Consider the following 19,954-nt stretch of genomic DNA (forward strand, 5'->3'; position numbering starts at 1 on the left):
GTAACCGGATCTAGGCGTCCGCGTCGCTGGCGATCGGCTCACCCACGCCGACCAGAGCCGATCCTGCGACTCCGCCGCGTGTCAACGCGTCGAGGAACGATTTTGCCCAGCGGTCGACGTCGTGCGAGAGCACTTGGCGGCGCAGCGCGCGCATGTGCCGCCGACCGGATTCCTCATCCTGGGTCAGCGCCTTCACCATCGCGTCCTTGACGCTGTCCAGATCATGCGGATTGCACAGGTAGGCCTGGCGCAATTCTGCTGCGGCGCCGGTGAATTCGCTCAGGACGAGGGCGCCGCTGAGGTCGTGGTGACAGGCTACGTATTCCTTGGCCACCAGATTCATGCCGTCGCGCAGCGGCGTGACCAGCATGACGTCGGCGGCGACGAAGAAGGCGATGAGCTCGTCACGCGGGACCGGCCGGTGAAAGTAGTGCACCACAGGACGGCCGACCCGGCCGTATTCGCCGTTGATCCGGCCGACCTGGCGCTCGATCGAGCTGCGCATCTGCACGTAACTGTCCACGCGCTCCCGGCTCGGCGTGGCCAGCTGGACCATCATCGTGTCGTGCGGGTCGACCCTGCCCTCTTCGAGCAACTCGAGCAGCGCGTTGAGCCGCACGTCGATGCCCTTGGTGTAGTCGAGCCGATCCACGCCAAGCATGATCCGCTTCGGCTCGCCGAGCTCCTTGCGGATCTCGCGGGCGCGATCGCGGACGGCTCTGCTGCTCGCCATTTCATCGAGGTGACCCGAGTCGATGGAGATGGGAAACGCGCCCACGCGGACGGTCCGGAAACCGACCTGCACCACGCCCAGTTTCGACCGCACCCCGACCGCGCCGCGGGAGGTGGGCTGGCCGGCCAACCGCCGAGCGAGGTAGAGGAAGTTCTGCGCGCCGCCGGGCAGATGGAAGCCGATGAGGTCAGCGCCCAGCAGTCCCTCGACGATTTCCGTCCGCCACGGTAATTGCATGAACAGCTCGACCGGCGGGAACGGAATGTGCAGGAAGAAGCCGATGGTGAGGTCGGGCCGCAGCATGCGCAGCATCTTGGGCACCAACTGCAGCTGGTAGTCCTGAATCCACACGGTCGCACCGTCGGCGGCCACCTTCGCGGTCACTTCCGCGAACCGCCGGTTCACCTCGACGTACGTGGTCCACCAGTCGCGGTCGTACACCGGCTTGACGATGACGTCGTGGTAGAGCGGCCACAATGTCGCGTTCGAGAAACCCTCGTAATACTCGGCCACCTCACGCGACGAGAGCGGAACAGGATGTAGCTCGAGACCGTCTTCGACGATCGCGTCCACTTCCAGATCGGGCACGCCGGGCCAGCCGATCCAGGCGCCCTTGTTGCCGCGCAGAATCGGCTCCAAGGCGGTGACCAGGCCCCCGGGGCTGCGCTTCCAGCGAGTTCCACCGTCCGGCAGCTTCTCCAGATCGACCGGCAGCCGGTTGGCGACTACAACAAAATCTGATCCGGTGCTGCCAGATTCGGCGGCGCTACTCGACACGTATTTCCCCTGTGGGTTGTGATCGGAGGTCTCGCTTGGGTTGCCTTGGGTGGTTTCCTTCTATTCGTCGCAGTAAAACCGATCTGTGCTATTCGGCGCGGATGTTCGGGCCAATTCCGAGCATCGACAGCAGCATTCGGCACTCATCGGCGTCGGCCGCATACGCGGCGACGACGCGCTGGGCTTGGCGTGCCGTCTCGTCGGCCAAAGGCTCGAGTTCTTCGTCGCCAATTTCCTCGGCGGGTTTGGTAGCCGTTGTCTTGGTCGCCATGGTGTCCTCCCGGTAAAGCTGGCCAGCCTGAGCAGGTCGTTGTTGGCTACGACTCTATGAGAATCGATTGCCCCGACGCCACTTACTGAAAACGCGTTGCACTAGCGTGGCTGCGACGAAGCACGATGGGAAGCTGGTGAGGGTTAACACATGCCGCTTGCGACGGTCAATGGCATTTCGCTGAACTACGAAACCAAGGGCAGCGGAGACCTGGTGGTCCTCGTGATGGGAACGGGCAGCCCGGGTCGCGTGTGGGGCTTGCACCAAGTGCCTGCGCTGGTCGCTGCGGGCTTTCAGGTGTGCACCTTCGACAATCGAGGCATCGCACCTTCCTTCGAGGCGGTCGGCGGAATGACGATCGACGACCTCGTCGCCGATACTGCCGGGCTGATCGAGTTGCTGGGCGCGCCGGCATTTGTGGCCGGAACCTCGATGGGGGCGCGCGTGGTGCAGGAACTCGCGCTGCGGCGTCCCGACTTGGTGCGCAAGGCGGTCTTCATGGCGGGCCATGGTCGGCTCGACCAGTTCCAGAAAACCCTTTCCGAAGGGGAACACGAACTGGACGCGAGTGGAGTGACCCTCCCGGCAAAGTACGAGGCGGCCATCACCGCAGTGATGAACCTCTCGCCGGCCACGATGGCCGATCCGGCGGCCGCGCGCGACTGGCTCGACATGTTCGAGTTCACGGGCGGACCGGTTCCGCCAGGCGTTCGGGCGCAACGAAAGATGGACCACGATTTTGACCGCTTGCAGGCATACCGGGCGATCACAGTCCCGTGTCTGTCCATCGGTTTTGCCGACGACCGTATGATCCCGCCCTATCTGTCGAAGGAAGTGGCCGATGTGATCCCGGGTGCGCGCTACTTGGAGATTGCCGACGCCGGTCATTTCGGGTACCTGGAACGTCCCGACGCGGTAAACCAGGCGATGATCGAGTTTTTCGGGGCTTAGCGCTGGACTCACGCGCTGGCTGACGACGGTTTCCGGCTCGGTTTGCGGTCATTTTGCCGGATTCGTACTCCGGTGCTGCCAGTCAGCCGCGGGCTATATCGAACTCTTGCTAGGGTCGAGACCGTGAGGCGTCACGCCTCGCTTGACGAAGCTGTGTACCCAGTGAGGTGAGATGAGCACCAACCCATTCGACGACGAAGACGGCCGCTTCTACGTGCTGGTGAACGACGAGGACCAGCACTCCCTGTGGCCGACATTCGCCGACGTGCCGGCCGGGTGGCGGGTTGTCTTCGGTGAGGAGAGCCGGGCGGCGTGCGTCGAGTATGTCGAGCAGAACTGGACGGACATGCGGCCGAAGAGCTTGCGTGAAGCGATGGAGGCCGACGAGGCCGCACGCGCGAAGGCGGTGGAGGGCTAAACAAGCAGCTGCGGATCAGATCTCAACGAGGTCGTCCTCGCTGAGATCTGTTGCCGCGAGTGCAGACGCCAGGTCGGGGTGCCGGTACACAGCCGTCACCTGGTCCTCGACTACCCGAAACGCGGACGCGACGGTCGAAACCCCCGCTGGGTCCGACTGCTGACTCATCTTTTCTTCGACGACGACGATTCCGTGGTGGACGAACATCCTGCCGGGGGTGAGCCGAATGCCGGCGGTGCTCGCCCACTCCCGCAGCGCGGCCAGGCCCTGCGATGCGCCCGTGGGGCTCGCCAGCTCGATGTCGTCACTGGAGAGTTCGAGCAGCGTGTCGATGTCGGAATCGTTCACCGCGTCGTGCCAGGCGAGGACGGTGGCGATCTCGGAAGTGGTCATAGGTCAAAACGTAGTCGTCTGTGGGGCCGATGCGCAGCCGGATACAATGCTGCTCGACAAAACATGCCGGAAGATCGGCGCCTTGCCTCCTTAGCTCAGTGGTAGAGCACTCGCCTTGTAAGCGAGCGGTCGTCAGTTCAATCCTGACAGGGGGCTCCATCACCCCCCGCCCGGCTGAGGGCGAGGTGCATCACCAGTCTTCAGCCATTCGAATGGCACGCCGAAGGCATCGTCAAGCGTCTGGGAAGCCCAACCTAGTTCAACCCGCGCACCGACCAGCTGCGGGTCGCGAAGCTCCCCCGCGCACCGGAATTCGATTCAAGTGTCCTGATTTCGCCCCCGGATTCGACGCACACCTGACGTGGCGGCAGTCATGAGGGCAGAGGCACTCGGTCGCGTCGCAGGCCGGGTTCGCGGGCTACCGCGGGCCGAGTTCGGCGAAGAACATGCGCTGGCGGTGTCCGGTGCTTCAGAAGGTTCAGGACATCGTTGCCGACGAAATTCGCAGCGCGTACGAGGAAGAGTCAGCTACCGGTAAGGCGATCGAGAACGAAACCGGCCCCGAGTGCGAGGGCCCCTTCGGCTCCAGTTTCACGTGTGAGCAGCTCAGGCGTTCGCCAGCTTCTCGTTCACGAACTTGTTCAAGCTCACGCCCTGCTCGGATGCTTCGATCGTCAACCGGCGATGCAGATCCGGCGAGGTGCGGATCATGAAGTTCCCGCTGAAAGTCCGGTCCGCCAACGGTGTCGGCACCGGTTCACCGCTATCCTGCAGGTCTTTCACCGTGAACTCGACGAGATCCACAATCCCGCGCAGCGCCTCGCCGGGGTCGGCGTCCAGGTGTGACAAGGACGGGAATTCCAGGCACGTGCCGACGAATTCGTCATCCTCGGGCGACCAGAAGACGCGATACGAGTAGTGCAGGCTCACCGCATTCCCTCCTTCTTCTCAATGGCCGCGAGAACTTGCTTGACCTGGTAGGGCTTGGCCTTCGCGCCTGCGGCCTGAATGTTGACGCGAGGGTCACCGGGCCACTGCATGGAGAACACCAGGTGGCTGCCGTGTTGGCGTGGGCTGCCGAAGTTGTGTTCGCAAACGGTGCGTAGTTCGGAGAACTTGACGTTCGCCGGATTGGCTGCCATCTGGCGAACCAGCTTCTCGATCCTCTGCTCCGTGGCCACACAAGAATGATATCGCATATGATACCACTGCTGATAGCGCTGGCCCGATACCGAACCAGAAACCCGGACCACAACCGGAGAGGCGACAACCGATGCGCGACCGAATCGCCCGCTTCATCCTCGCGCGCATCGGCTACCGCTTCAAAGACATTGCTCTGCCGGCCGTGCACCCGGGCTCCAAGAAACTCCGCAAACCTGCGGTCTGCGCTATCGGGGTGTGATTTCTGCACCCTTCGGTGCCTATTGGCCGATCTGTCCACCTCGCACTATTGGTTTGCTCCCATCTCTGGGGGCGCAAACCTGAAAACGGCAAAGGTAGAAATGGGCGTAGTGATCGGCATGATGATTTTTGTGGTGATCGCGTTGATGGTGTGCGTGCTGATCATCGGGTTGTACAACAGCCTTGTGCGCAAACGTAATTCGGTCGACAACGCGTGGGCGCACATCCGCGTGCAGCTCGAGCGCCGCCACGAGCTGATCCCCAACCTCGTCCAGGCAGTGAAGGGATACGCAGCACACGAGCGGCGAACGTTCGAGGCCGTGGCCGACGCGCGGGCGATGGCGATCGCAGCGCACGGCCCGGCCGCACAAGCGCGGGCAGAGGACGCGCTCACCAAGGCGCTGCGATCGGTCTTCGCGGTGGCTGAGGCCTACCCGCGACTGCAGGCGAGCCGCAACTTTTCCGAGTTGCAGAGCGAGTTGTCCGACACCGAGAACCGCATCGCTTACGCGCGGCAGTATTACAACGACGCGGTGCTCAGTTTCAACGGCGCGGTGCAGACCCTGCCGTCGAACATTGTGGCCGGCGCCCTCGGTTTTGAGGCAAGGGAGTTCTTCAGCGCGCCCGAGACCGATCGGGTCGTCGTCGCGGTCGATTTCTCGTGAGCGTGCTGGCATGGTGGCGGCCAAACCTTCTCGCCGGTAGGCCTTTTCACTTCTATCCGTCAGCGGTAAACTGACGAGACCAAACTCCAGATGCGGTGAGTGACCATCTGCAGTGGCGCTCACATGGTTCGTATAGCCCGGCCATCAACTCCGGAAGAGATGACCCCGGGGGACTGGACCACACACCCGGAATTCGGTTGAAAACACGGATATGAAGAAGAGATTCTTGATATTCGCAAACAACTGAAGAGCCGATACGACTTGTAAGTCGCAGATCGCGTAAGGCCAAACGCGAGTACCGCAAAGCGGTGGAGCCCCGGTTCAGCCAGTGCGCTGAAGGCTTCTCGACGGTTTACAAGCCTGACTCTCAACCGATGCGCCCGATTCCCCGTTCGGGCGCATTCGGTCGTTCAGCGCCGGATTGCGATTTCTAACCTTCAAGCATTTCGCCGTCGAGGTCCACCGTCGCCTCCAGTTCGCCCGCATCCAGGGACGAGCGTGTCCGTCCACGTCGCCACCGGCGCGGCAGTCTGGCGGCCACCTCGGTGATCGGAGCGACGGTGTGGCCGAGCCGCACTGTCGTTTCCTGAAGTCTGTCGACGCTGCGCCCGAGTTGATCCAGGTTCGGCGTGATCGACGCGACCGCAGAGGAGACGCTCACCAATTGGTCGAGCGGACCGCCAACAGCCACCAACCGGCTGATCGCGCCCTCTTCGGCGAGCAGCGTCTCCAGGATTCCACCCTCTTCGAGGATCCGGTCCACAACCCCACCCGGGGCCATGAGGCGTTCGACGGGTCCGCCCGGCGCGAGCAGTCGATCCACCACGCCACCGGGCTGCAGCGCTCGATCGAGCACGCCGCCGGGTGCGGTGAGCCGGTCCAGCGCGCCGTCTTCGCGCATCAATCGCTCGAGCGGACCGCCCGGCAGCGTCAGTCGATCCACGATGCCGCCCGGCGCGAGCAGTCGCTCGATCAGACCGTCGTCCTCGAGAATGCGCTGGATCGGACCGTCGTTGGCGAGTATTCGCTCGATCGGGCCGTTGGGCGCCACGAGCTTGTCGGCGATGCCCTCCGGCTGCAGCAACCGATCGAGTTGCCCGCCCGGTCGCAGCGCGTGCCCGAGCGCGCGGTCCTCGTTCATCAGCTGAGCCACCCGGCCCATCAAATCCAGCGGCGCACCCATGGGCGGCGTGCCCAGGTTGAGGGTGCGGGCCGAGGTATTGATCGTCATCCTGGCCACCGCGAGCGAGGTCTCGGCGATCACCAGAGCAGAATCGGCGGCCATGAATGCCGCCTTCGCGGACGTTGCCGCCATCCCGCCTAGATCCATGACGCCAGCCTAAGTGCTTGCGGCCGCGCGTCTTCCGGCCCGGCGAGGTGTTCGGCGACACAAACTCGAGCGGCTGTGGCGACTCTCCCAGTAAATTCACAGGAAGTATGCAGGCTCGGCAAAGCCGGATCGTAAAGGGTAGGAGTATGACCGCCGCAACTGCTGAAGCTCGTGTGCTCGTCGTCGACGACGAGCCGATGATCGTCGAATTGCTTTCGGTCAGTTTGCGTTTCCAAGGATTCGAGGTCGAGACGGCCAGTGACGGCGCCCAGGGACTCGACCGGGCACGCAGTTTCCGGCCCGATGCTCTGATCGTCGACGTGATGATGCCGGGCATGGATGGATTCGGGCTGCTGCGTCGGCTGCGCGCTGACGGCATCGATGCCCCTGTGCTGTTTCTCACAGCACGTGACGACGTAAATGACAAGATCACCGGCTTGACGCTGGGTGCCGACGACTATGTGACAAAGCCGTTCAGTCTCGAGGAGGTGGTGGCCCGGCTGCGGGTGATCCTGCGGCGGGTCGGCCACGGCGCCGACGATGCTCCGCGGACATCCCGGATCACCTTCGCCGACATCGAACTCGACGACGACACCCACGAGGTCTGGAAGGCTGGCGAGCCGGTTTCGCTCTCGCCGACGGAGTTCACCCTGCTGCGGTACTTCATGGTCAATGCGGGCACCGTGCTGAGCAAGCCGCGCATTCTGGATCACGTGTGGCGCTACGACTTCGGTGGCGAGGTGGGCGTCGTCGAGTCTTACGTCTCCTATCTGCGCCGCAAGGTCGACACCGGCGACCGCCGGCTCATTCACACCCTGCGCGGGGTCGGCTACGTCATGCGCGAACCGCGGTAATCGTGCACGAACGATGGGCTCGGTTCGGAGTTCCGCTGCGGTTCACGCTGGTCGCGGCGCTCGTTGTGATGGCCGCGTTAGGACTGCTCGCGTCCGGAGTGGCGGTGACATCCGCCATTGAACGGTCGCTGTTGCACCGGACCGACCAGCAGTTACACGACGCCGCCGACACCTGGGCCAAGCCCCGCCCGGGTCACCCGTTGCCGCCGGCGCCGAACGAAGCCGGCCCCGGCAGGCCGCCGACAAAGTTCTACGTACGGGTGAAAAAGAACGGCGATCCCTCGCAGCTGATCATCAACGACGGCGACGTGCTGCCCGACATTCCGTCCGATCCGCCCGATCATCCGATAACCGTCGGCTCCGTACACGGCGAGAACGTGCAGTGGCGGGCATTGACCGCGCACAGTCCAGCGGGAACCACGACCGTGGCGCTGCGGCTCACCGACAACCAGGAGACGGTTGACCGACTCATCCTGCTGCAGTTGATCATCGGCGCGATCGTGCTGTCGGTACTCGGTGTAGCCGCGTACTTCGTGATCCGGCGTAGCCTGCGGCCGCTGGCCGAGGTGGAACGGACCGCCGCGGCCATCGCCGCGGGCGACCTGCACAGACGAGTACCCGTGCGCGGCAACAACACCGAAGTGGACAGGCTTTCAGTGGCGCTCAACGGCATGCTCGCCCAGATTCAGCGGGCATTCGCCGCCACCGCCGCGTCGGAGGAGGCCGCCCGCCGCTCCGAAGACAAGATGCGCCGCTTCGTCGCCGACGCCAGCCACGAATTGCGCACCCCGTTGACGACCATTCGCGGGTTCGCCGAATTGTTCCGCCAAGGTGCCGCGAAGGACACCGGACTGCTGATGAGCCGCATCGAAGGTGAGTCGGCGCGGATGGGTCTGTTGGTCGAGGACCTGTTGCTGCTGGCCCGACTCGACGAGCAGCGTCCGCTGGACCGCAAGCCCGTCGACCTGTTGGCGCTGGCCAGCGACGCGGTGCACGACGCCCGCGCCACGGCGCCGCAGCGAACCATCAAGCTCGAAGTCGGCGGCGGCCCCGGTACGCCCGAGGTCATGGGTGACGACGCCCGCCTGCGCCAAGTCCTGGCCAATCTGATGAGCAACGCCATCACCCATACCCCGCCGACCGCGGCCGTGACGCTGCGCGTCTCGACCACCAAGGACCAGGCGGTGCTCGAGGTGCGCGACACCGGCCCAGGGCTCGCCGAGGGCGAGGAGCAGCGAATTTTCGAGCGTTTCTATCGGACCGACACGTCGCGCACCCGGGAGAGCGGCGGCACCGGACTCGGTTTGTCGATCGTGGCCGCCCTGGTTCGGGCCCACGAGGGCAGCGTGAGCGCGAAAAGCACGCCGGGCGAGGGCACGACGTTCACGGTCCGGCTACCGCGCATCCGAAACCGCGACCGCGTGGTTCAAGCGGGGACGGTGTCGCCGTAACCGAGCTCGCGCAATGCCGCCCTGATCTTGTCCGCTGCCTCGTCCAGCGATTCCGCCGAGGGGTTCGGATCGGCCCGGGAAATGTTGAAGCCGTCCAGGTCCCAGGCCGGGAAGACATGCAGGTGCAGATGTGGCACCTCGATGCCGGCGATGAGCAGGCCGGCACGCGGCGCGTCGAACGCCTTTCGGACGGCTTGGCCGATCTTCTGGGCGACCGCCGTGATCCGCGCGAAGGTCTCGGGTTCGAGGTCTTGCCATTGGTCGATTTCCTTGCGCGGCACCACGAGCGTGTGCCCCTGAGCAATCGGGGCGATGGTCAGGAAGGCGACGACCTCATCGTCGCTCCATACGAATCGGCCGGGCAGGTCGCCATTGATGATCGCGCTGAAGACGGAAGGCATGCAGCCGAGAATAGGCGCGCCGAGAAGATACCGTCGGACCGGGCGAGTCACAGGGAACTACCAGCTACGGCAAAGCCTCGACCTAGCGTCACGGCGCACAGTGGAATGCGTGAGCGAGCTGACCGTGATTCGTGACCCCGAAGCCCAATCGGCATCTGGTCCGACGAGCCGAAATCTGCGCCTCGTCGGACCGGTTCTCGACATTGCCGTCCCCGTCTACAACGAAGAGGCCGACCTCGAGCGGTGTGTGCGGCGACTGCACGACTTTTTGGCGGTCCACGTGCCCTACACCGCGCGCATCACGATTGCCGACAACGCCAGCCGAGACGACACCCTCGCCATCGCGCGCCGCCTGGCGAGCGAACTCGACGGCATTCGGGTGATTCACCTCGACCAGAAGGGTCGTGGCCGGGCACTACGGGCGGCCTGGTCGACGTCCGACGCGCAAATCGTCGCGTACCTCGACGTGGACCTGTCCACCGACCTCAATGCATTGATGCCGCTGGTGGCGCCGCTGATCTCCGGCCACTCCGACGTTGCCATCGGATCACGGCTGACCCGAGACTCGCGCGTCGTGCGGGGCCGCAAGCGAGAGGTGATCTCGCGCGGTTACAACCTGATCCTGCATGCGTCCTTGCGGACCCGCTTTTCCGACGCACAATGCGGGTTCAAGGCCGTGCGCGCCGAGGTCGCCCGCGAGCTGTTACCACTGGTGCAGGACGGTGAATGGTTCTTCGACACCGAACTGCTGGTGCTGGCCGAGCGGATCGGCCTGCGGATTCACGAAGTTCCGGTGGACTGGGTCGACGATCCCGACAGCCGGGTCGACATCCTCGACACCATCCGTAAGGACCTGCTCGGCATCGGACGGTTGGGCCGTGCGTTGCTGCTGGGCACCTTGCCGCTCGACGAACTGCGGCACAGCCTCGGCCGAGAACCGCTTGTCCCAGGGGTTCCACGCGGCATGGTCGGGCAGTTGGTGCGCTTCGGCATCATCGGCGTGATCAGCACCATCGCCTACGCGGTGCTGTATCTGCTGCTGCACCCGGCCACCGGCGCCCAGGCGGCCAACTTCCTGGCGCTGCTCATCACCGCGGTGCTCAACACGGCAGCCAACCGGGCCTTCACGTTCGGCGTGCGCGGCCGCCACCACGCGGGCCGGCACTACGTGCAAGGTTTGGTGATTTTCGCGTTCGGGTTGCTGGTAACCAGCGGCTCGCTGTTTGCGCTGCATCAGTGGTGGCCGCATACGGACAAACATGTCGAGTTGGTAGTGCTTGTGCTCGCGAATCTCGTTGCGACGCTGATGCGTTTCGTCGGATTGCGGTGGGTTTTTCGGCCAGTAGCCGGATCGCAGCGATGACCGCCGTGCTGACGGCCGCCGGGCAGGCGCCCGCAGCGGCAGCATCCGGGCGCGAAAGACGTTGGGACCGTATCGGTCTGGCGACCTTACTGGTACTCGCCGCCGGGCTGTACCTGTGGGATCTGTCCGCGTCCGGCTGGGCCAACTCGTTCTATTCTGCTGCAGCGCAGGCCGGTTCGGTGTCGTGGAAGGCGTTCTTCTTCGGTTCTTCGGACGCTGCCAACTCGATAACGGTGGACAAGCCGCCCGCATCGTTGTGGCTGATGGGCCTGTCTGTGCGGATGTTCGGACTGAACAGCTGGGCACTTTTGGTTCCACAAGCGCTGCTCGGCGTGGCGTCGGTGGCCATGCTGTGGGCGGTTGTGCGCCGCTACTTCGGTGCCGTCGCCGGATTACTTGCGGGTCTGGTGCTGGCGCTGACCCCCGTCGCGGTGCTGATGTTCCGGTTCAACAACCCCGATGCGCTGCTGGTTTTCCTGATGATCGCGGCAGTGTGGGCGGTGTTGCGCGGCACCGAAAGCGGACGAACCGGCTGGCTGGTGGCGGCCGGCGCGCTGGTGGGACTGGGCTTCCTGACCAAACAGTTGCAGGTCATGCTCGTGGTTCCGGCACTGGCTTCGACGTATCTGCTGGCCGGGCCGCGGCGGCTGCTGGCGCGGATGTGGCAACTGCTCGCCGCGCTGGTCGCGATGATTGTCAGCGCGGGTTGGTGGTTGCTCGTCGTCGAAGTGTGGCCGGCGGGCTCGCGGCCGTGGATCGGTGGCTCGCAGAACAACTCGATCCTCGAACTGACGCTCGGCTACAACGGTTTGGGCAGGCTCAGTGGCAACGAGGTGGGCAGCGTCGTACCGGGCGGATTCGGCGCGTTCGGCGGGGGATCCATGTGGGGCACGCCCGGCATAGGTCGGCTGTTCGAGCCGGAACAGGGCGGACAGATCGCCTGGCTGATCCCCGCTGCGCTGCTGCTGTTGCTACTCGGCCTCCTGCTGCGCCGGCGCGCCCCCCGGACCGACCTCGCCCGCGCCGCACTGCTGGTGTGGGGACTTTGGCTGGTGGTCACCGGGCTGGTGTTCAGCTACATGGCGGGCATCTTCCACGCCTATTACACCGTCGCGCTCGCGCCAGCTGTCGCCGCATCGGTCGGTGCCGGAACGGTGCTTGCCTGGCGACATCGGGACCGGTTGTGGGTCCGGCTTTGGCTGGCGGTCACGCTGGCGATGACGGCGGAAATGGCGTGGATTCTGTTGGCCCGCAGCCCGTCTTTTGTGCCGTGGCTGCGCTGGGTTGTGGTGGTCGGCGGGGTGGCGGGCGTCCTGGCGCTCGTCGCCGCAGGGCGTCGGGTTGCGGTGGTGGCCGGGGCCCTGACCCTGCTCGTGGGCCTCGCCGGACCGACGGCCTACGCGCTGGAAACGGTGGCCACCCCGCACCACGGTTCGATCGTTTCGGCCGGCCCGAACGTCGAGCACGGCTTCGGGCCAGGCGGTGGGCCAGGGATCGCCGGCCAGCGGCACCGGCCGCCGTGGATGACCGGCATGCCCGGTGGCGGGGAGTTCCGCGGACCGGGTAAGTTCGGCGGCCCTGGCGGCGGCTTGCTCGACGGGAGCACCCCTGGCCCGGCGCTGGTGGCGTTGCTCTCGCACGACGCCGACCACTACACCTGGGTCGCCGCGACCGTCGGCGCGAACGTGGCGTCGGGTTACCAACTCGCGACCCAACAGCCGGTCATGCCCATCGGCGGATTCAACGGCACCGACCCGTCGCCCACACTTGCGCAATTCCAACGGGACGTGGCCGCCGGTCGGATTCACTACTTCATCGGCGCCGGTGCGGGTCCGATGATGGCTCAGGGCGGTGAGTCGAGTGCGATCCGATCCTGGGTGGCCGACCATTTCGATTCGACGGTGGTCGACGGGGTGACGCTGTACGACCTGACCAGTCCTAAGACCGTACGCTGAGGTCCGTGCGCGTACTCGTCATCGGATCCGGAGCCCGTGAACACGCCCTCGTCCTGGCGCTCGCCCGCGACCCCGGCGTCAGCGAAGTGTTGTGTGCGCCGGGCAACGCTGGCATCGCGACCGCCGCGACGGTGCATCAGGTCGATGTGTCGTCAGCCGACGCCGTGGTCGCCTTGGCGAAAGAGCACCAGGTCGACCTGGTCGTGATTGGTCCCGAGGTGCCGCTGGTGCTGGGTGTGGCCGATGCGCTTCGGGCTGCCGGAATCGCCTGCTTCGGGCCATCCGCCGCGGCTGCCCGCATCGAGGGCTCGAAGGCGTTCGCCAAGGACGTGATGGCCGCGGCCGGCGTCCGGACCGCGCACAGCGAAGTTGTGGACAACCCGGCAGCCTTGGATGCGGCGCTCGACCGCTTCGGACCGACCTGGGTGGTCAAGGACGACGGTCTGGCTGCCGGCAAGGGCGTGGTGGTCACGCAGGATCGGCAGCAGGCGCGCCGGCACGCGGCCGAACTGCTCGACAAGGGCCATCCGGTGCTGCTCGAAAGTTTCTTGGACGGTCCGGAAGTCTCGCTGTTTTCGCTGGTCGACGGCACTACGGTGGTACCGCTGCTGCCCGCCCAAGACCACAAACGCGTCGGCGACAACGACACCGGGCCGAACACCGGTGGAATGGGTGCCTACACACCATTGCCGTGGCTGTCCGCGGACCTGGTGGACGAGATCGTCGAGACAGTCGTCCGCCCGGTCGCGGTAGAGATGGACAAGCGCGGATGCCCGTTCTCGGGACTGCTCTATGCCGGTCTGGCGATCGGCACAGACGGTCCGGCCGTGGTCGAATTCAACTGCCGCTTCGGCGATCCGGAAACCCAAGCGGTGCTTGCGTTGCTGGACAGCCCGCTCGGTGAACTTCTGAACGCGACGGCGACCGGAGCCCTGGCCTCGGCCGAGCCGCCGCGCTGGCGGCCCGAGTCGGCCGTGACCGTCGTGCTCGCCGCCGAAAATTACCCTGGCACACCGCGGGTGGGAGACGTGATCACGGGCGCCGACGGCGAGGGTGTCCTGCACGCGGGGACGGCCCGGCGCGATGACGGCGCAATCGTTTCTGCTGGCGGCCGGGTGCTCAGCATCGTCGGCACCGGCCCGGACCTGGCGGCCGCTCGCGCCCAGGCGTACGAACGCTTGGCCGGCATCAAACTGCCGGGCTCGCACTACCGGACCGATATCGCGCTGGCCGCTGAGCGGGGCCGGATCTCGGTCTAGCCCACCTTGATTCCGTGCAGCGCGAGCCAGCGCTGCGGGTCGACGTGCTGGCCGTTGATGATGATTTCGAAGTGCAGGTGCGGTCCGGTCGAGTCGCCGCGGTTACCCATGCGGGCGATCTGCATGCCGCCCGGAACGCGCTCGCCCACGGAGACGAAAAAGTCGTAGAGGTGGCCGTAGACGGAAATCGTTCCATCATCGTGCTTAATTCGCACCCACAGGCCGAATCCGCTCGCCGGCCCGGCATTGATGACCGTGCCGCTCGAGACCGCGTAGATCGGCGTGCCGATCGGGCCGGCGATGTCGATGCCCTCGTGCATCGTGCCCCAGCGCGCGCCGAACCCGGAGGTGAAAACGCCGCGTGCCGGCAGGAAGTAGCCGCCGATGTTAGGGACGCCCGGGAGTATGGCGGCAGCCTGATTCGGACCCGAAGCGGACATCCACGGTTGCCACTGACCCGCAACCGCCGCGGCCGCCTCGGCCTTGGCGCGAGCCAGCGTCGCCTTGGCGGCATCCTCGACGACATGCTGCTCGCGGATGCGTTCACCCTTGGCAATCGCCTGCAGATACGCCGACGAGTCCGCACGCGGCGAAATCAGCACCTGCAGCTGGTGATCGACCTTCAGTGTCTGCACGTTCGCCGCGTTCTCGTACACGGCCGGTGCCACGCCGTGCGCTGACGCGATGGGCGCGGCCATCTTCGAGTGCGTGGCGTCGGCGGCAACGAGAAGCGCGGCGACGGCAATCACTATGAGCAGCGCACGATGTCGGGGCAGCAAGGCCAGCGGTCCTTCGGTTCAACTTCGCCCGCGACATGTCGTTGCGGGCACACAGCTTCCGACGATAACAGCGCGTCGGTGCGGCCACAGGCGATTGAACAACTGGCGATAACGTCTAGGGCGTGCGCGGAGAATCAGTGCGGTCCCAGGTCGAACCGTTCTACGTCATGGACGTGTGGAAGGCGGCCGTGCGGCGCGCTCAGACACACGGTGACGTGCTCTCGTTGGCGGCCGGGCAGCCGTCGACGCCCGCACCGGCCCCGGTCCTGCGCGCGACCCAGGCGGCACTCGATGGCGAACTCCTCGGCTACACAGAGACTTTCGGCATCGAAGCGCTGCGCGAAGCGATCGCGCAGCATCATCGCGCCGAATCGGGCATCGCGGTCAACGCGGACGACGTCGTTGTGACCACCGGATCGTCGGGCGCTTTCACCCTGCTTTTCCTTGCCGCCTTCGACGCCGGCGATACGGTCGTGGTCGGTCGGCCGGGTTATCCGGCCTATCGCAACACGCTCGCGGCGCTCGGTTGCACCGTCGTAGAGCTCGATTGCGGGCCCGAGACCCGATATCAGCCCACGGTCGCGATGCTCGAGGCGCTGCCGGAACCGCCCGCCGGTGTGGTGGTGGCCAGTCCGGCCAACCCGACCGGAACCATCATCGAGCGCGACGAGCTGGCCGCTATCGCGCGCTGGTGCGAAGACCATGGCGCACTGCTGATTTCGGACGAGATCTACCACGGCATCACGTTCGCTGGCGCGCCGCAGACATCGTGCGCCTGGGAAACCTCGCGGGAAGCGGTGGTCGTCGGTTCGGTGTCGAAGTACTTCTCGATGACCGGTTGGCGACTCGGCTGGATGCTCGTTCCGGAGCGTCTGCGGCGGGCGTTGCAGCGGCTGGCGTCGAACATGACGGTGTGCCCGCCGTCGATTTCGCAGTTTGCCGCCGTGGCCGCGTTCAGCGACGAGGCCAAATGTGAACTGGACGCGCACGTGCGCAGGTACGCGACGAATAGGCAAGTTCTACTCGACGGCCTGCCGCAGATCGGGATCACGAAGCTCGCCCCGGCAGACGGCGCGTTCTACGTCTATGCCGATATCGGGCATCTCACCGACGATTCGGCGGCCTGGTGCGCCAATGTTCTTGCCGAGACGGGTGTTGCGCTTGCTCCCGGAATCGACTTCGACACCGTTCGGGGTAATGCGACAGTTCGCTTTTCCGTCGCGGGCGCCACCGCCGATGTCGAAGAGGCGCTTGGACGGTTACGCGGATTGCACGAGCGCGGTCAGCTCTAAGCGAATCGAAGATGAACGTGCGGTCGTTCGCTCGCCTTTCCTGCGCATTTCGTATGGACGGCGGCGACGGGACTGGCACGATGGCACGGGTGACCACCGCGACCACGCCTAAAGGCGAACGTCGTCGACAAGCGTTGGTCTGTGCTGCTGCCGAACTGCTGCGCGAAGGCGGGTTCGAGGCTGTGCGGCACCGCGCGGTGGCCACTCGCGCCGATCTGCCGCTGGCATCCACGACCTACTACTTCGACTCCCTCGACGACCTCATTGCGCGGGCTGTCGAGTACAGCGGAAACGGCGAACTCGACGTGATGCGTGCACGGGTTGCGAGCCTTTCGCATCGGCGACGCGGAGCCGAGTCGACCGTCGATCTGGTTGCGGATCTGATCGCGGGTCCTGACGGAACTGATCCGTCGTCGTACGAACAGTTGGTCGCTCGCTATGAGCGCTTCATCGCGTGTGCCCGCCACCCGGAGTTGCGGGAGGTTCAGCTGCGGTTGCGCGTCCAGCTCGATGATTTGCTGGCCGACGTTTTGCGGCGGTGCGGCCGGATCGCCCGCCAAGATCAGTTGCGCAAACTGACCGCCGTGGTCGACGGTGCCGTCGTCGGTGAGCTGAGCGAGGCGCATCCCGACCCGCGCCGGGCGGTGCGTGACGCGTTGCTCGAGGTGATCGACATCGTCGCGCCGCCGAGCATCAACTAGCACCTCCGTAGACTTGCCAGACGTGAGTGCCGTTCCCAATGTCCTTGCCAGCCGCTATGCGAGCCCCGATCTCGTGCGCTTGTGGTCGCCGGAAAACAAAGTCGTGCTCGAGCGCCGGCTGTGGCTCGAGGTTCTGCGCGCACAGTCCGAGTTGGGCGTGCCGGTGCCGGACGGCGTGATCGCGGACTACGAGCGGGTTCTCGAGGATGTCGATCTCGCGTCCATCGCCGAGCGTGAGCGGGTCACGCGGCATGACGTCAAGGCGCGGATCGAGGAGTTTAATGGGGCTGCCGCTCGGGCCGCGAGTGAGCATCGCAGCTCCGAAGGAGCGAGGAGCGGAGCGAGTGGAGCCGGCGGCCATCAGGCACAGCCTGGACATCAGCATGTGCATAAGGGCATGACCAGCCGCGATCTCACTGAGAACGTCGAGCAGTTGCAGATCCGGCTGTCCCTCGAACATGTGCACGCACACGGGGTGGCGGTCGCTGCGCGGCTGGCCGAGCGGGCCGGCGAGTATGCGGAACTGGTGATGGCCGGGCGTTCGCACAATGTTGCCGCGCAGGCCACGACGTTGGGCAAGCGGTTCGCTTCCGCGGCCGACGAGCTGCTGGTGGCGCTGCGCCGGCTTCGCGAGTTGATCGATCGGTACCCGCTGCGTGGGATCAAGGGTCCGATGGGCACCGCACAGGACATGCTCGACCTCCTCGGCGGGGATTCGGAGAAGCTGGCGGCGCTGGAGGCCAAGGTCGCTGCGCACCTGGGCTTTCGCCGGGTGTTCACGAGTGTGGGGCAGGTGTATCCGCGTTCGCTGGACTACGACGTCGTGTCCGCGTTGGTGCAGATCGGCGCGGGGCCGTCGTCGCTGGCGCACACGATCCGGCTGATGGCCGGCCACGAGTTGGTCACCGAGGGCTTCCAGCCTGGTCAGGTTGGCTCCTCGGCGATGCCGCACAAGATGAACACCCGCTCGTGTGAACGCGTCAACGGCCTGCAGGTGGTGTTGCGCGGATACGCGTCGATGGCCGCCGAACTTGCCGGTGCGCAATGGAACGAGGGTGACGTCTTCTGTTCGGTGGTGCGCCGGGTCGCGTTGCCCGATGCTTTCTTCGCGATCGACGGCTTGATGGAGACCTTCCTGACCGTGCTCGACGAGTTCGGGGCCTACCCGGCGGTGATCTCTCGCGAGCTCGACCGCTATCTGCCGTTCCTGGCGACTACCAGAATCCTGATGGCGGCGGTGCGGGCCGGTGTCGGCCGCGAGACTGCGCACGAAGTGATCAAGGAGCATGCGGTGGCGGTGGCCTTGGCCATGCGCGAGCAGGGCCGGGACCCAGATCTGTTGGATCGGCTGGCGGCCGACTCGAGATTGCCGCTGGACCGCGCCGCGCTCGATGCAGCGTTGGCCGACAAGTCGGCGTTCATCGGCGCCGCCGACGCACAAGTTGCCGCGGTGGTCGCCGAGGTGCAGAAGCTGGTCGACGGGTATCCGGAGGCGGCGCGGTACCAGCCGGCGCCGATTCTCTGATTCCCACCCGTGCGTGAATGTTCACGTCGGGCGGTGGAAAGGCGCGCACAGGGGTATGAACCCGTACACGATCTTTGCGGACATCGTCGCCGGTCGGGCGCCGGCCAGCCGGGTCTACGAGGACGACGACGTGCTCGCATTCATGGACATCCGACCCTTCACGCCCGGACATCTGCTGGTGATTCCCAAAATTCCGGCCCGAAGCCTGGCGGAACTGGACCCGGCGCTGGGCGCAAAGCTCTTCACGGTGGGCCAGCGGCTTGCGGCGGCACTGCGGGACAGTGAGGTGGCCTGCGACGGCGTCAACCTCTTCCTCGCCGACGGGATAGCGGCGGGACAAGAGGTGTTCCATGTGCACCTGCACGTCATCCCGCGCACCGCGGGCGACGGTTTCGGCCTGCGCGGGCGGCCGACGAGCCCACCGCGCGCGGACCTCGACTACCTCGCCAATTCCATTCGAGCCGCGCTGAATCACGGGTGAGTCGGTATATACCTGGGCTTTTGTTCATCACAGCGGGCAAAACACTAGGGTGAGTCGGGTGCGCCCCTCCCTGTCTTCCTACCCTCACATCGCCGGCGGCAAGATCCGCGACCTCTACGCGATCGATGACGACCACATGCTGCTGGTAGCCAGCGACAAGATCTCGGCGTACGACCACGTCTTGCAGACGCAAATCCCGGACAAGGGCCGCATTCTCACGGCGATGAGCTTCTTCTTTTTCGAGAAGCTGCGCACCACGGCGAACCACTTGGCCGGCGACCCTGAAGACAAGCGCATCCCCACTGAAGTGCTCGGCCGCGCGATGGTGGTGCGGCGACTGAATATGGTCCCGGTGGAATGTGTGGCCCGCGGTTACCTCAGCGGGTCCGGCCTGCTCGATTACCAGCGCACGGGCGCGGTGTGCGGAATCGCGTTGCCCGAGGGCCTCGTCGAGGGCAGTCGGCTGCCGGAGCCGATCTTCACCCCGGCCACCAAGGCGGAAATCGGCGAACACGATGAGAACATCGACTTTGCGGCCGTGGTCGATCTGGTGGGCACCGAGGTTGCGCTGCGGCTGCGCGAAGACACGCTCGACACCTATTTCCGGGCCGCGAACTTTGCCGAGGATCGCGGCATCATCCTGGCCGACACCAAATTCGAGTTCGGCGTGGACAACAACGGCAACCTGGTTCTGGCAGACGAGGTGCTGACCCCCGACTCGTCGCGCTACTGGCCGGTGGATACGTACGAACCAGGTCGGCCGCAGCCGAGCTTCGACAAGCAGTTCGTGCGGGACTGGTTGACCGGCCCGGAATCCGGCTGGGACCGCAACTCCGACGAGCCGCCACCACCACTGCCCGACGACATCGTGGCGGCCACCCGGGCGCGCTACATCGAGGCCTACGAGCGGATTTCCGGGATGTCTTTCGCCGATTGGGTCAAATAAGGCCCCGC

At 65.6% G+C, this 19,954-nt stretch carries 22 protein-coding genes and 1 tRNA gene; 15 read left to right on the plus strand and 8 right to left on the minus strand.

Going from position 1 to position 19,954, the window contains the following annotated elements; genetic code table 11:
- Nucleotides 1–10: 10 nt before the first annotated feature.
- On the minus strand, nt 11–1,510 hold the full coding sequence (locus FOS14_RS15700; RefSeq protein WP_143771757.1) for a trehalose-6-phosphate synthase: 1,500 nt from the start codon (nt 1,508–1,510) through the stop codon (nt 11–13).
- A gap of 88 nt (nt 1,511–1,598) precedes the next feature.
- Nucleotides 1,599–1,781 (minus strand): hypothetical protein, encoded by a 183-nt coding sequence (locus FOS14_RS15705; RefSeq protein WP_143771758.1) that lies wholly within the window; start codon nt 1,779–1,781, stop codon nt 1,599–1,601.
- A gap of 150 nt (nt 1,782–1,931) precedes the next feature.
- Between FOS14_RS15705 and FOS14_RS15710 the strand changes: the two genes are divergently transcribed.
- A complete protein-coding gene (locus tag FOS14_RS15710) occupies nt 1,932–2,732 on the plus strand; it encodes an alpha/beta fold hydrolase (RefSeq protein ID WP_143771759.1) in 801 nt (266 codons plus the stop codon).
- 172 nt (nt 2,733–2,904) lie between these two features.
- Nucleotides 2,905–3,150 (plus strand): MbtH family protein, encoded by a 246-nt coding sequence (locus FOS14_RS15715; RefSeq protein WP_143771760.1) that lies wholly within the window; start codon nt 2,905–2,907, stop codon nt 3,148–3,150.
- Between the two features lie 15 nt (nt 3,151–3,165).
- Here the strand turns inward: FOS14_RS15715 and FOS14_RS15720 are convergent, their stop codons facing one another.
- Nucleotides 3,166–3,543, minus strand: a complete 378-nt coding sequence (locus FOS14_RS15720; protein WP_143771761.1) for a nuclear transport factor 2 family protein — start codon at nt 3,541–3,543, stop codon at nt 3,166–3,168.
- A gap of 84 nt (nt 3,544–3,627) precedes the next feature.
- Here FOS14_RS15720 and FOS14_RS15725 point away from each other — a divergent pair.
- A tRNA-Thr gene (locus FOS14_RS15725) sits at nt 3,628–3,702 on the plus strand.
- Between the two features lie 447 nt (nt 3,703–4,149).
- Here the strand turns inward: FOS14_RS15725 and FOS14_RS15730 are convergent.
- Nucleotides 4,150–4,473, minus strand: a complete 324-nt coding sequence (locus tag FOS14_RS15730) for a type II toxin-antitoxin system HicB family antitoxin (RefSeq protein ID WP_143771762.1) — start codon at nt 4,471–4,473, stop codon at nt 4,150–4,152.
- Nucleotides 4,470–4,724: a toxin HicA gene (locus FOS14_RS15735; RefSeq protein ID WP_255450373.1), complete on the minus strand. Its 255-nt coding sequence runs from the start codon at nt 4,722–4,724 to the stop codon at nt 4,470–4,472. Before FOS14_RS15735 ends, FOS14_RS15730 begins: the two co-directional genes overlap by 4 nt.
- Before the next feature lie 92 nt (nt 4,725–4,816).
- Between FOS14_RS15735 and FOS14_RS25255 the strand changes: the two genes are divergently transcribed.
- Nucleotides 4,817–4,945 carry a hypothetical protein gene (locus tag FOS14_RS25255; protein ID WP_255450374.1) on the plus strand — a complete coding sequence of 43 codons (129 nt, stop codon included), beginning with the start codon at nt 4,817–4,819 and terminating at the stop codon, nt 4,943–4,945.
- 100 nt (nt 4,946–5,045) lie between these two features.
- Nucleotides 5,046–5,609 (plus strand): LemA family protein, encoded by a 564-nt coding sequence (locus FOS14_RS15740; protein ID WP_221936722.1) that lies wholly within the window; start codon nt 5,046–5,048, stop codon nt 5,607–5,609.
- A gap of 430 nt (nt 5,610–6,039) precedes the next feature.
- Here FOS14_RS15740 and FOS14_RS15745 read toward each other — a convergent pair whose 3' ends face one another.
- On the minus strand, nt 6,040–6,939 hold the full coding sequence (locus FOS14_RS15745; protein WP_143771764.1) for an ABC transporter: 900 nt from the start codon (nt 6,937–6,939) through the stop codon (nt 6,040–6,042).
- A gap of 146 nt (nt 6,940–7,085) precedes the next feature.
- Here FOS14_RS15745 and FOS14_RS15750 point away from each other — a divergent pair, with 146 nt between their 5' ends.
- Together FOS14_RS15750 and FOS14_RS15755 are read left to right on the plus strand one after the other, a co-directional pair.
- Nucleotides 7,086–7,793, plus strand: a complete 708-nt coding sequence (locus FOS14_RS15750; protein ID WP_143771765.1) for a response regulator transcription factor — start codon at nt 7,086–7,088, stop codon at nt 7,791–7,793.
- A 68-nt stretch (nt 7,794–7,861) separates the two neighbouring features.
- A complete protein-coding gene (locus tag FOS14_RS15755) occupies nt 7,862–9,244 on the plus strand; it encodes a cell wall metabolism sensor histidine kinase WalK (protein ID WP_143771902.1) in 1,383 nt (460 codons plus the stop codon).
- Here FOS14_RS15755 and FOS14_RS15760 read toward each other — a convergent pair.
- Nucleotides 9,220–9,645 carry an HIT family protein gene (locus FOS14_RS15760; protein WP_143771766.1) on the minus strand — a complete coding sequence of 142 codons (426 nt, stop codon included), beginning with the start codon at nt 9,643–9,645 and terminating at the stop codon, nt 9,220–9,222. The genes FOS14_RS15755 and FOS14_RS15760 overlap by 25 nt on opposite strands.
- A 175-nt stretch (nt 9,646–9,820) precedes the next feature.
- Here FOS14_RS15760 and FOS14_RS15765 point away from each other — a divergent pair, with 175 nt between their 5' ends.
- From FOS14_RS15765 to purD, 3 genes are read left to right on the plus strand one after another with little or no spacing between them, the layout of a single operon-like run.
- Nucleotides 9,821–11,008: a bifunctional glycosyltransferase family 2/GtrA family protein gene (locus FOS14_RS15765; RefSeq protein WP_255450394.1), complete on the plus strand. Its 1,188-nt coding sequence runs from the start codon at nt 9,821–9,823 to the stop codon at nt 11,006–11,008.
- Nucleotides 11,005–12,963 carry a glycosyltransferase family 39 protein gene (locus FOS14_RS15770; RefSeq protein ID WP_143771768.1) on the plus strand — a complete coding sequence of 653 codons (1,959 nt, stop codon included), beginning with the start codon at nt 11,005–11,007 and terminating at the stop codon, nt 12,961–12,963. The genes FOS14_RS15765 and FOS14_RS15770 overlap by 4 nt, the downstream gene beginning before the upstream one ends.
- Before the next feature lie 5 nt (nt 12,964–12,968).
- Complete coding sequence (gene purD, locus FOS14_RS15775; protein WP_143771769.1) at nt 12,969–14,222, plus strand: phosphoribosylamine--glycine ligase; 1,254 nt, start codon at nt 12,969–12,971, stop codon at nt 14,220–14,222.
- Here purD and FOS14_RS15780 read toward each other — a convergent pair.
- Nucleotides 14,219–15,001 carry a M23 family metallopeptidase gene (locus FOS14_RS15780; protein WP_370512241.1) on the minus strand — a complete coding sequence of 261 codons (783 nt, stop codon included), beginning with the start codon at nt 14,999–15,001 and terminating at the stop codon, nt 14,219–14,221. The two genes, purD and FOS14_RS15780, sit on opposite strands and share 4 nt — an antisense overlap.
- A 122-nt stretch (nt 15,002–15,123) precedes the next feature.
- Here FOS14_RS15780 and FOS14_RS15785 point away from each other — a divergent pair, with 122 nt between their 5' ends.
- From FOS14_RS15785 to FOS14_RS15805, 5 genes are all read left to right on the plus strand, one after another.
- Complete coding sequence (locus FOS14_RS15785) at nt 15,124–16,293, plus strand: pyridoxal phosphate-dependent aminotransferase (RefSeq protein WP_185981795.1); 1,170 nt, start codon at nt 15,124–15,126, stop codon at nt 16,291–16,293.
- An 89-nt stretch (nt 16,294–16,382) separates the two neighbouring features.
- Nucleotides 16,383–16,994 carry a TetR/AcrR family transcriptional regulator gene (locus FOS14_RS15790; RefSeq protein WP_143771770.1) on the plus strand — a complete coding sequence of 204 codons (612 nt, stop codon included), beginning with the start codon at nt 16,383–16,385 and terminating at the stop codon, nt 16,992–16,994.
- A 22-nt stretch (nt 16,995–17,016) separates the two neighbouring features.
- A complete protein-coding gene (gene purB, locus FOS14_RS15795; protein WP_143771771.1) occupies nt 17,017–18,519 on the plus strand; it encodes an adenylosuccinate lyase in 1,503 nt (500 codons plus the stop codon).
- Nucleotides 18,520–18,574: 55 nt separating this feature from the next.
- The gene (locus FOS14_RS15800; RefSeq protein WP_143771772.1) at nt 18,575–19,000 is read left to right on the plus strand and encodes an HIT family protein; all 426 of its coding nucleotides are present in this window, start codon (nt 18,575–18,577) and stop codon (nt 18,998–19,000) included.
- 58 nt (nt 19,001–19,058) lie between these two features.
- Nucleotides 19,059–19,946: a phosphoribosylaminoimidazolesuccinocarboxamide synthase gene (locus tag FOS14_RS15805; protein ID WP_143771773.1), complete on the plus strand. Its 888-nt coding sequence runs from the start codon at nt 19,059–19,061 to the stop codon at nt 19,944–19,946.
- Nucleotides 19,947–19,954 lie beyond the last annotated feature (8 nt).

The sequence above is a fragment of the Skermania sp. ID1734 genome (genome assembly GCF_007489285.1).
Taxonomy (GTDB): Bacteria; Actinomycetota; Actinomycetes; order Mycobacteriales; family Mycobacteriaceae; genus ID1734.

What these genes read in the sequence shown, in the direction of transcription:
- FOS14_RS15770 (WP_143771768.1), top strand. Translation starts at nt 11,005, where the DNA reads ATGACCGCCGTGCTGACGGCCGCCGGGCAGGCGCCCGCAGCGGCAGCA.
- FOS14_RS15715 (WP_143771760.1), top strand. Translation starts at nt 2,905, where the DNA reads ATGAGCACCAACCCATTCGACGACGAAGACGGCCGCTTCTACGTGCTG.
- FOS14_RS25255 (WP_255450374.1), top strand. Translation starts at nt 4,817, where the DNA reads ATGCGCGACCGAATCGCCCGCTTCATCCTCGCGCGCATCGGCTACCGC.
- FOS14_RS15720 (WP_143771761.1), bottom strand. Translation starts at nt 3,543, where the DNA reads ATGACCACTTCCGAGATCGCCACCGTCCTCGCCTGGCACGACGCGGTG.
- FOS14_RS15740 (WP_221936722.1), top strand. Translation starts at nt 5,046, where the DNA reads ATGGGCGTAGTGATCGGCATGATGATTTTTGTGGTGATCGCGTTGATG.
- FOS14_RS15800 (WP_143771772.1), top strand. Translation starts at nt 18,575, where the DNA reads ATGAACCCGTACACGATCTTTGCGGACATCGTCGCCGGTCGGGCGCCG.
- FOS14_RS15705 (WP_143771758.1), bottom strand. Translation starts at nt 1,781, where the DNA reads ATGGCGACCAAGACAACGGCTACCAAACCCGCCGAGGAAATTGGCGAC.
- FOS14_RS15755 (WP_143771902.1), top strand. Translation starts at nt 7,862, where the DNA reads ATGGCCGCGTTAGGACTGCTCGCGTCCGGAGTGGCGGTGACATCCGCC.
- FOS14_RS15710 (WP_143771759.1), top strand. Translation starts at nt 1,932, where the DNA reads ATGCCGCTTGCGACGGTCAATGGCATTTCGCTGAACTACGAAACCAAG.
- FOS14_RS15760 (WP_143771766.1), bottom strand. Translation starts at nt 9,645, where the DNA reads ATGCCTTCCGTCTTCAGCGCGATCATCAATGGCGACCTGCCCGGCCGA.
- FOS14_RS15750 (WP_143771765.1), top strand. Translation starts at nt 7,086, where the DNA reads ATGACCGCCGCAACTGCTGAAGCTCGTGTGCTCGTCGTCGACGACGAG.
- FOS14_RS15745 (WP_143771764.1), bottom strand. Translation starts at nt 6,939, where the DNA reads ATGGATCTAGGCGGGATGGCGGCAACGTCCGCGAAGGCGGCATTCATG.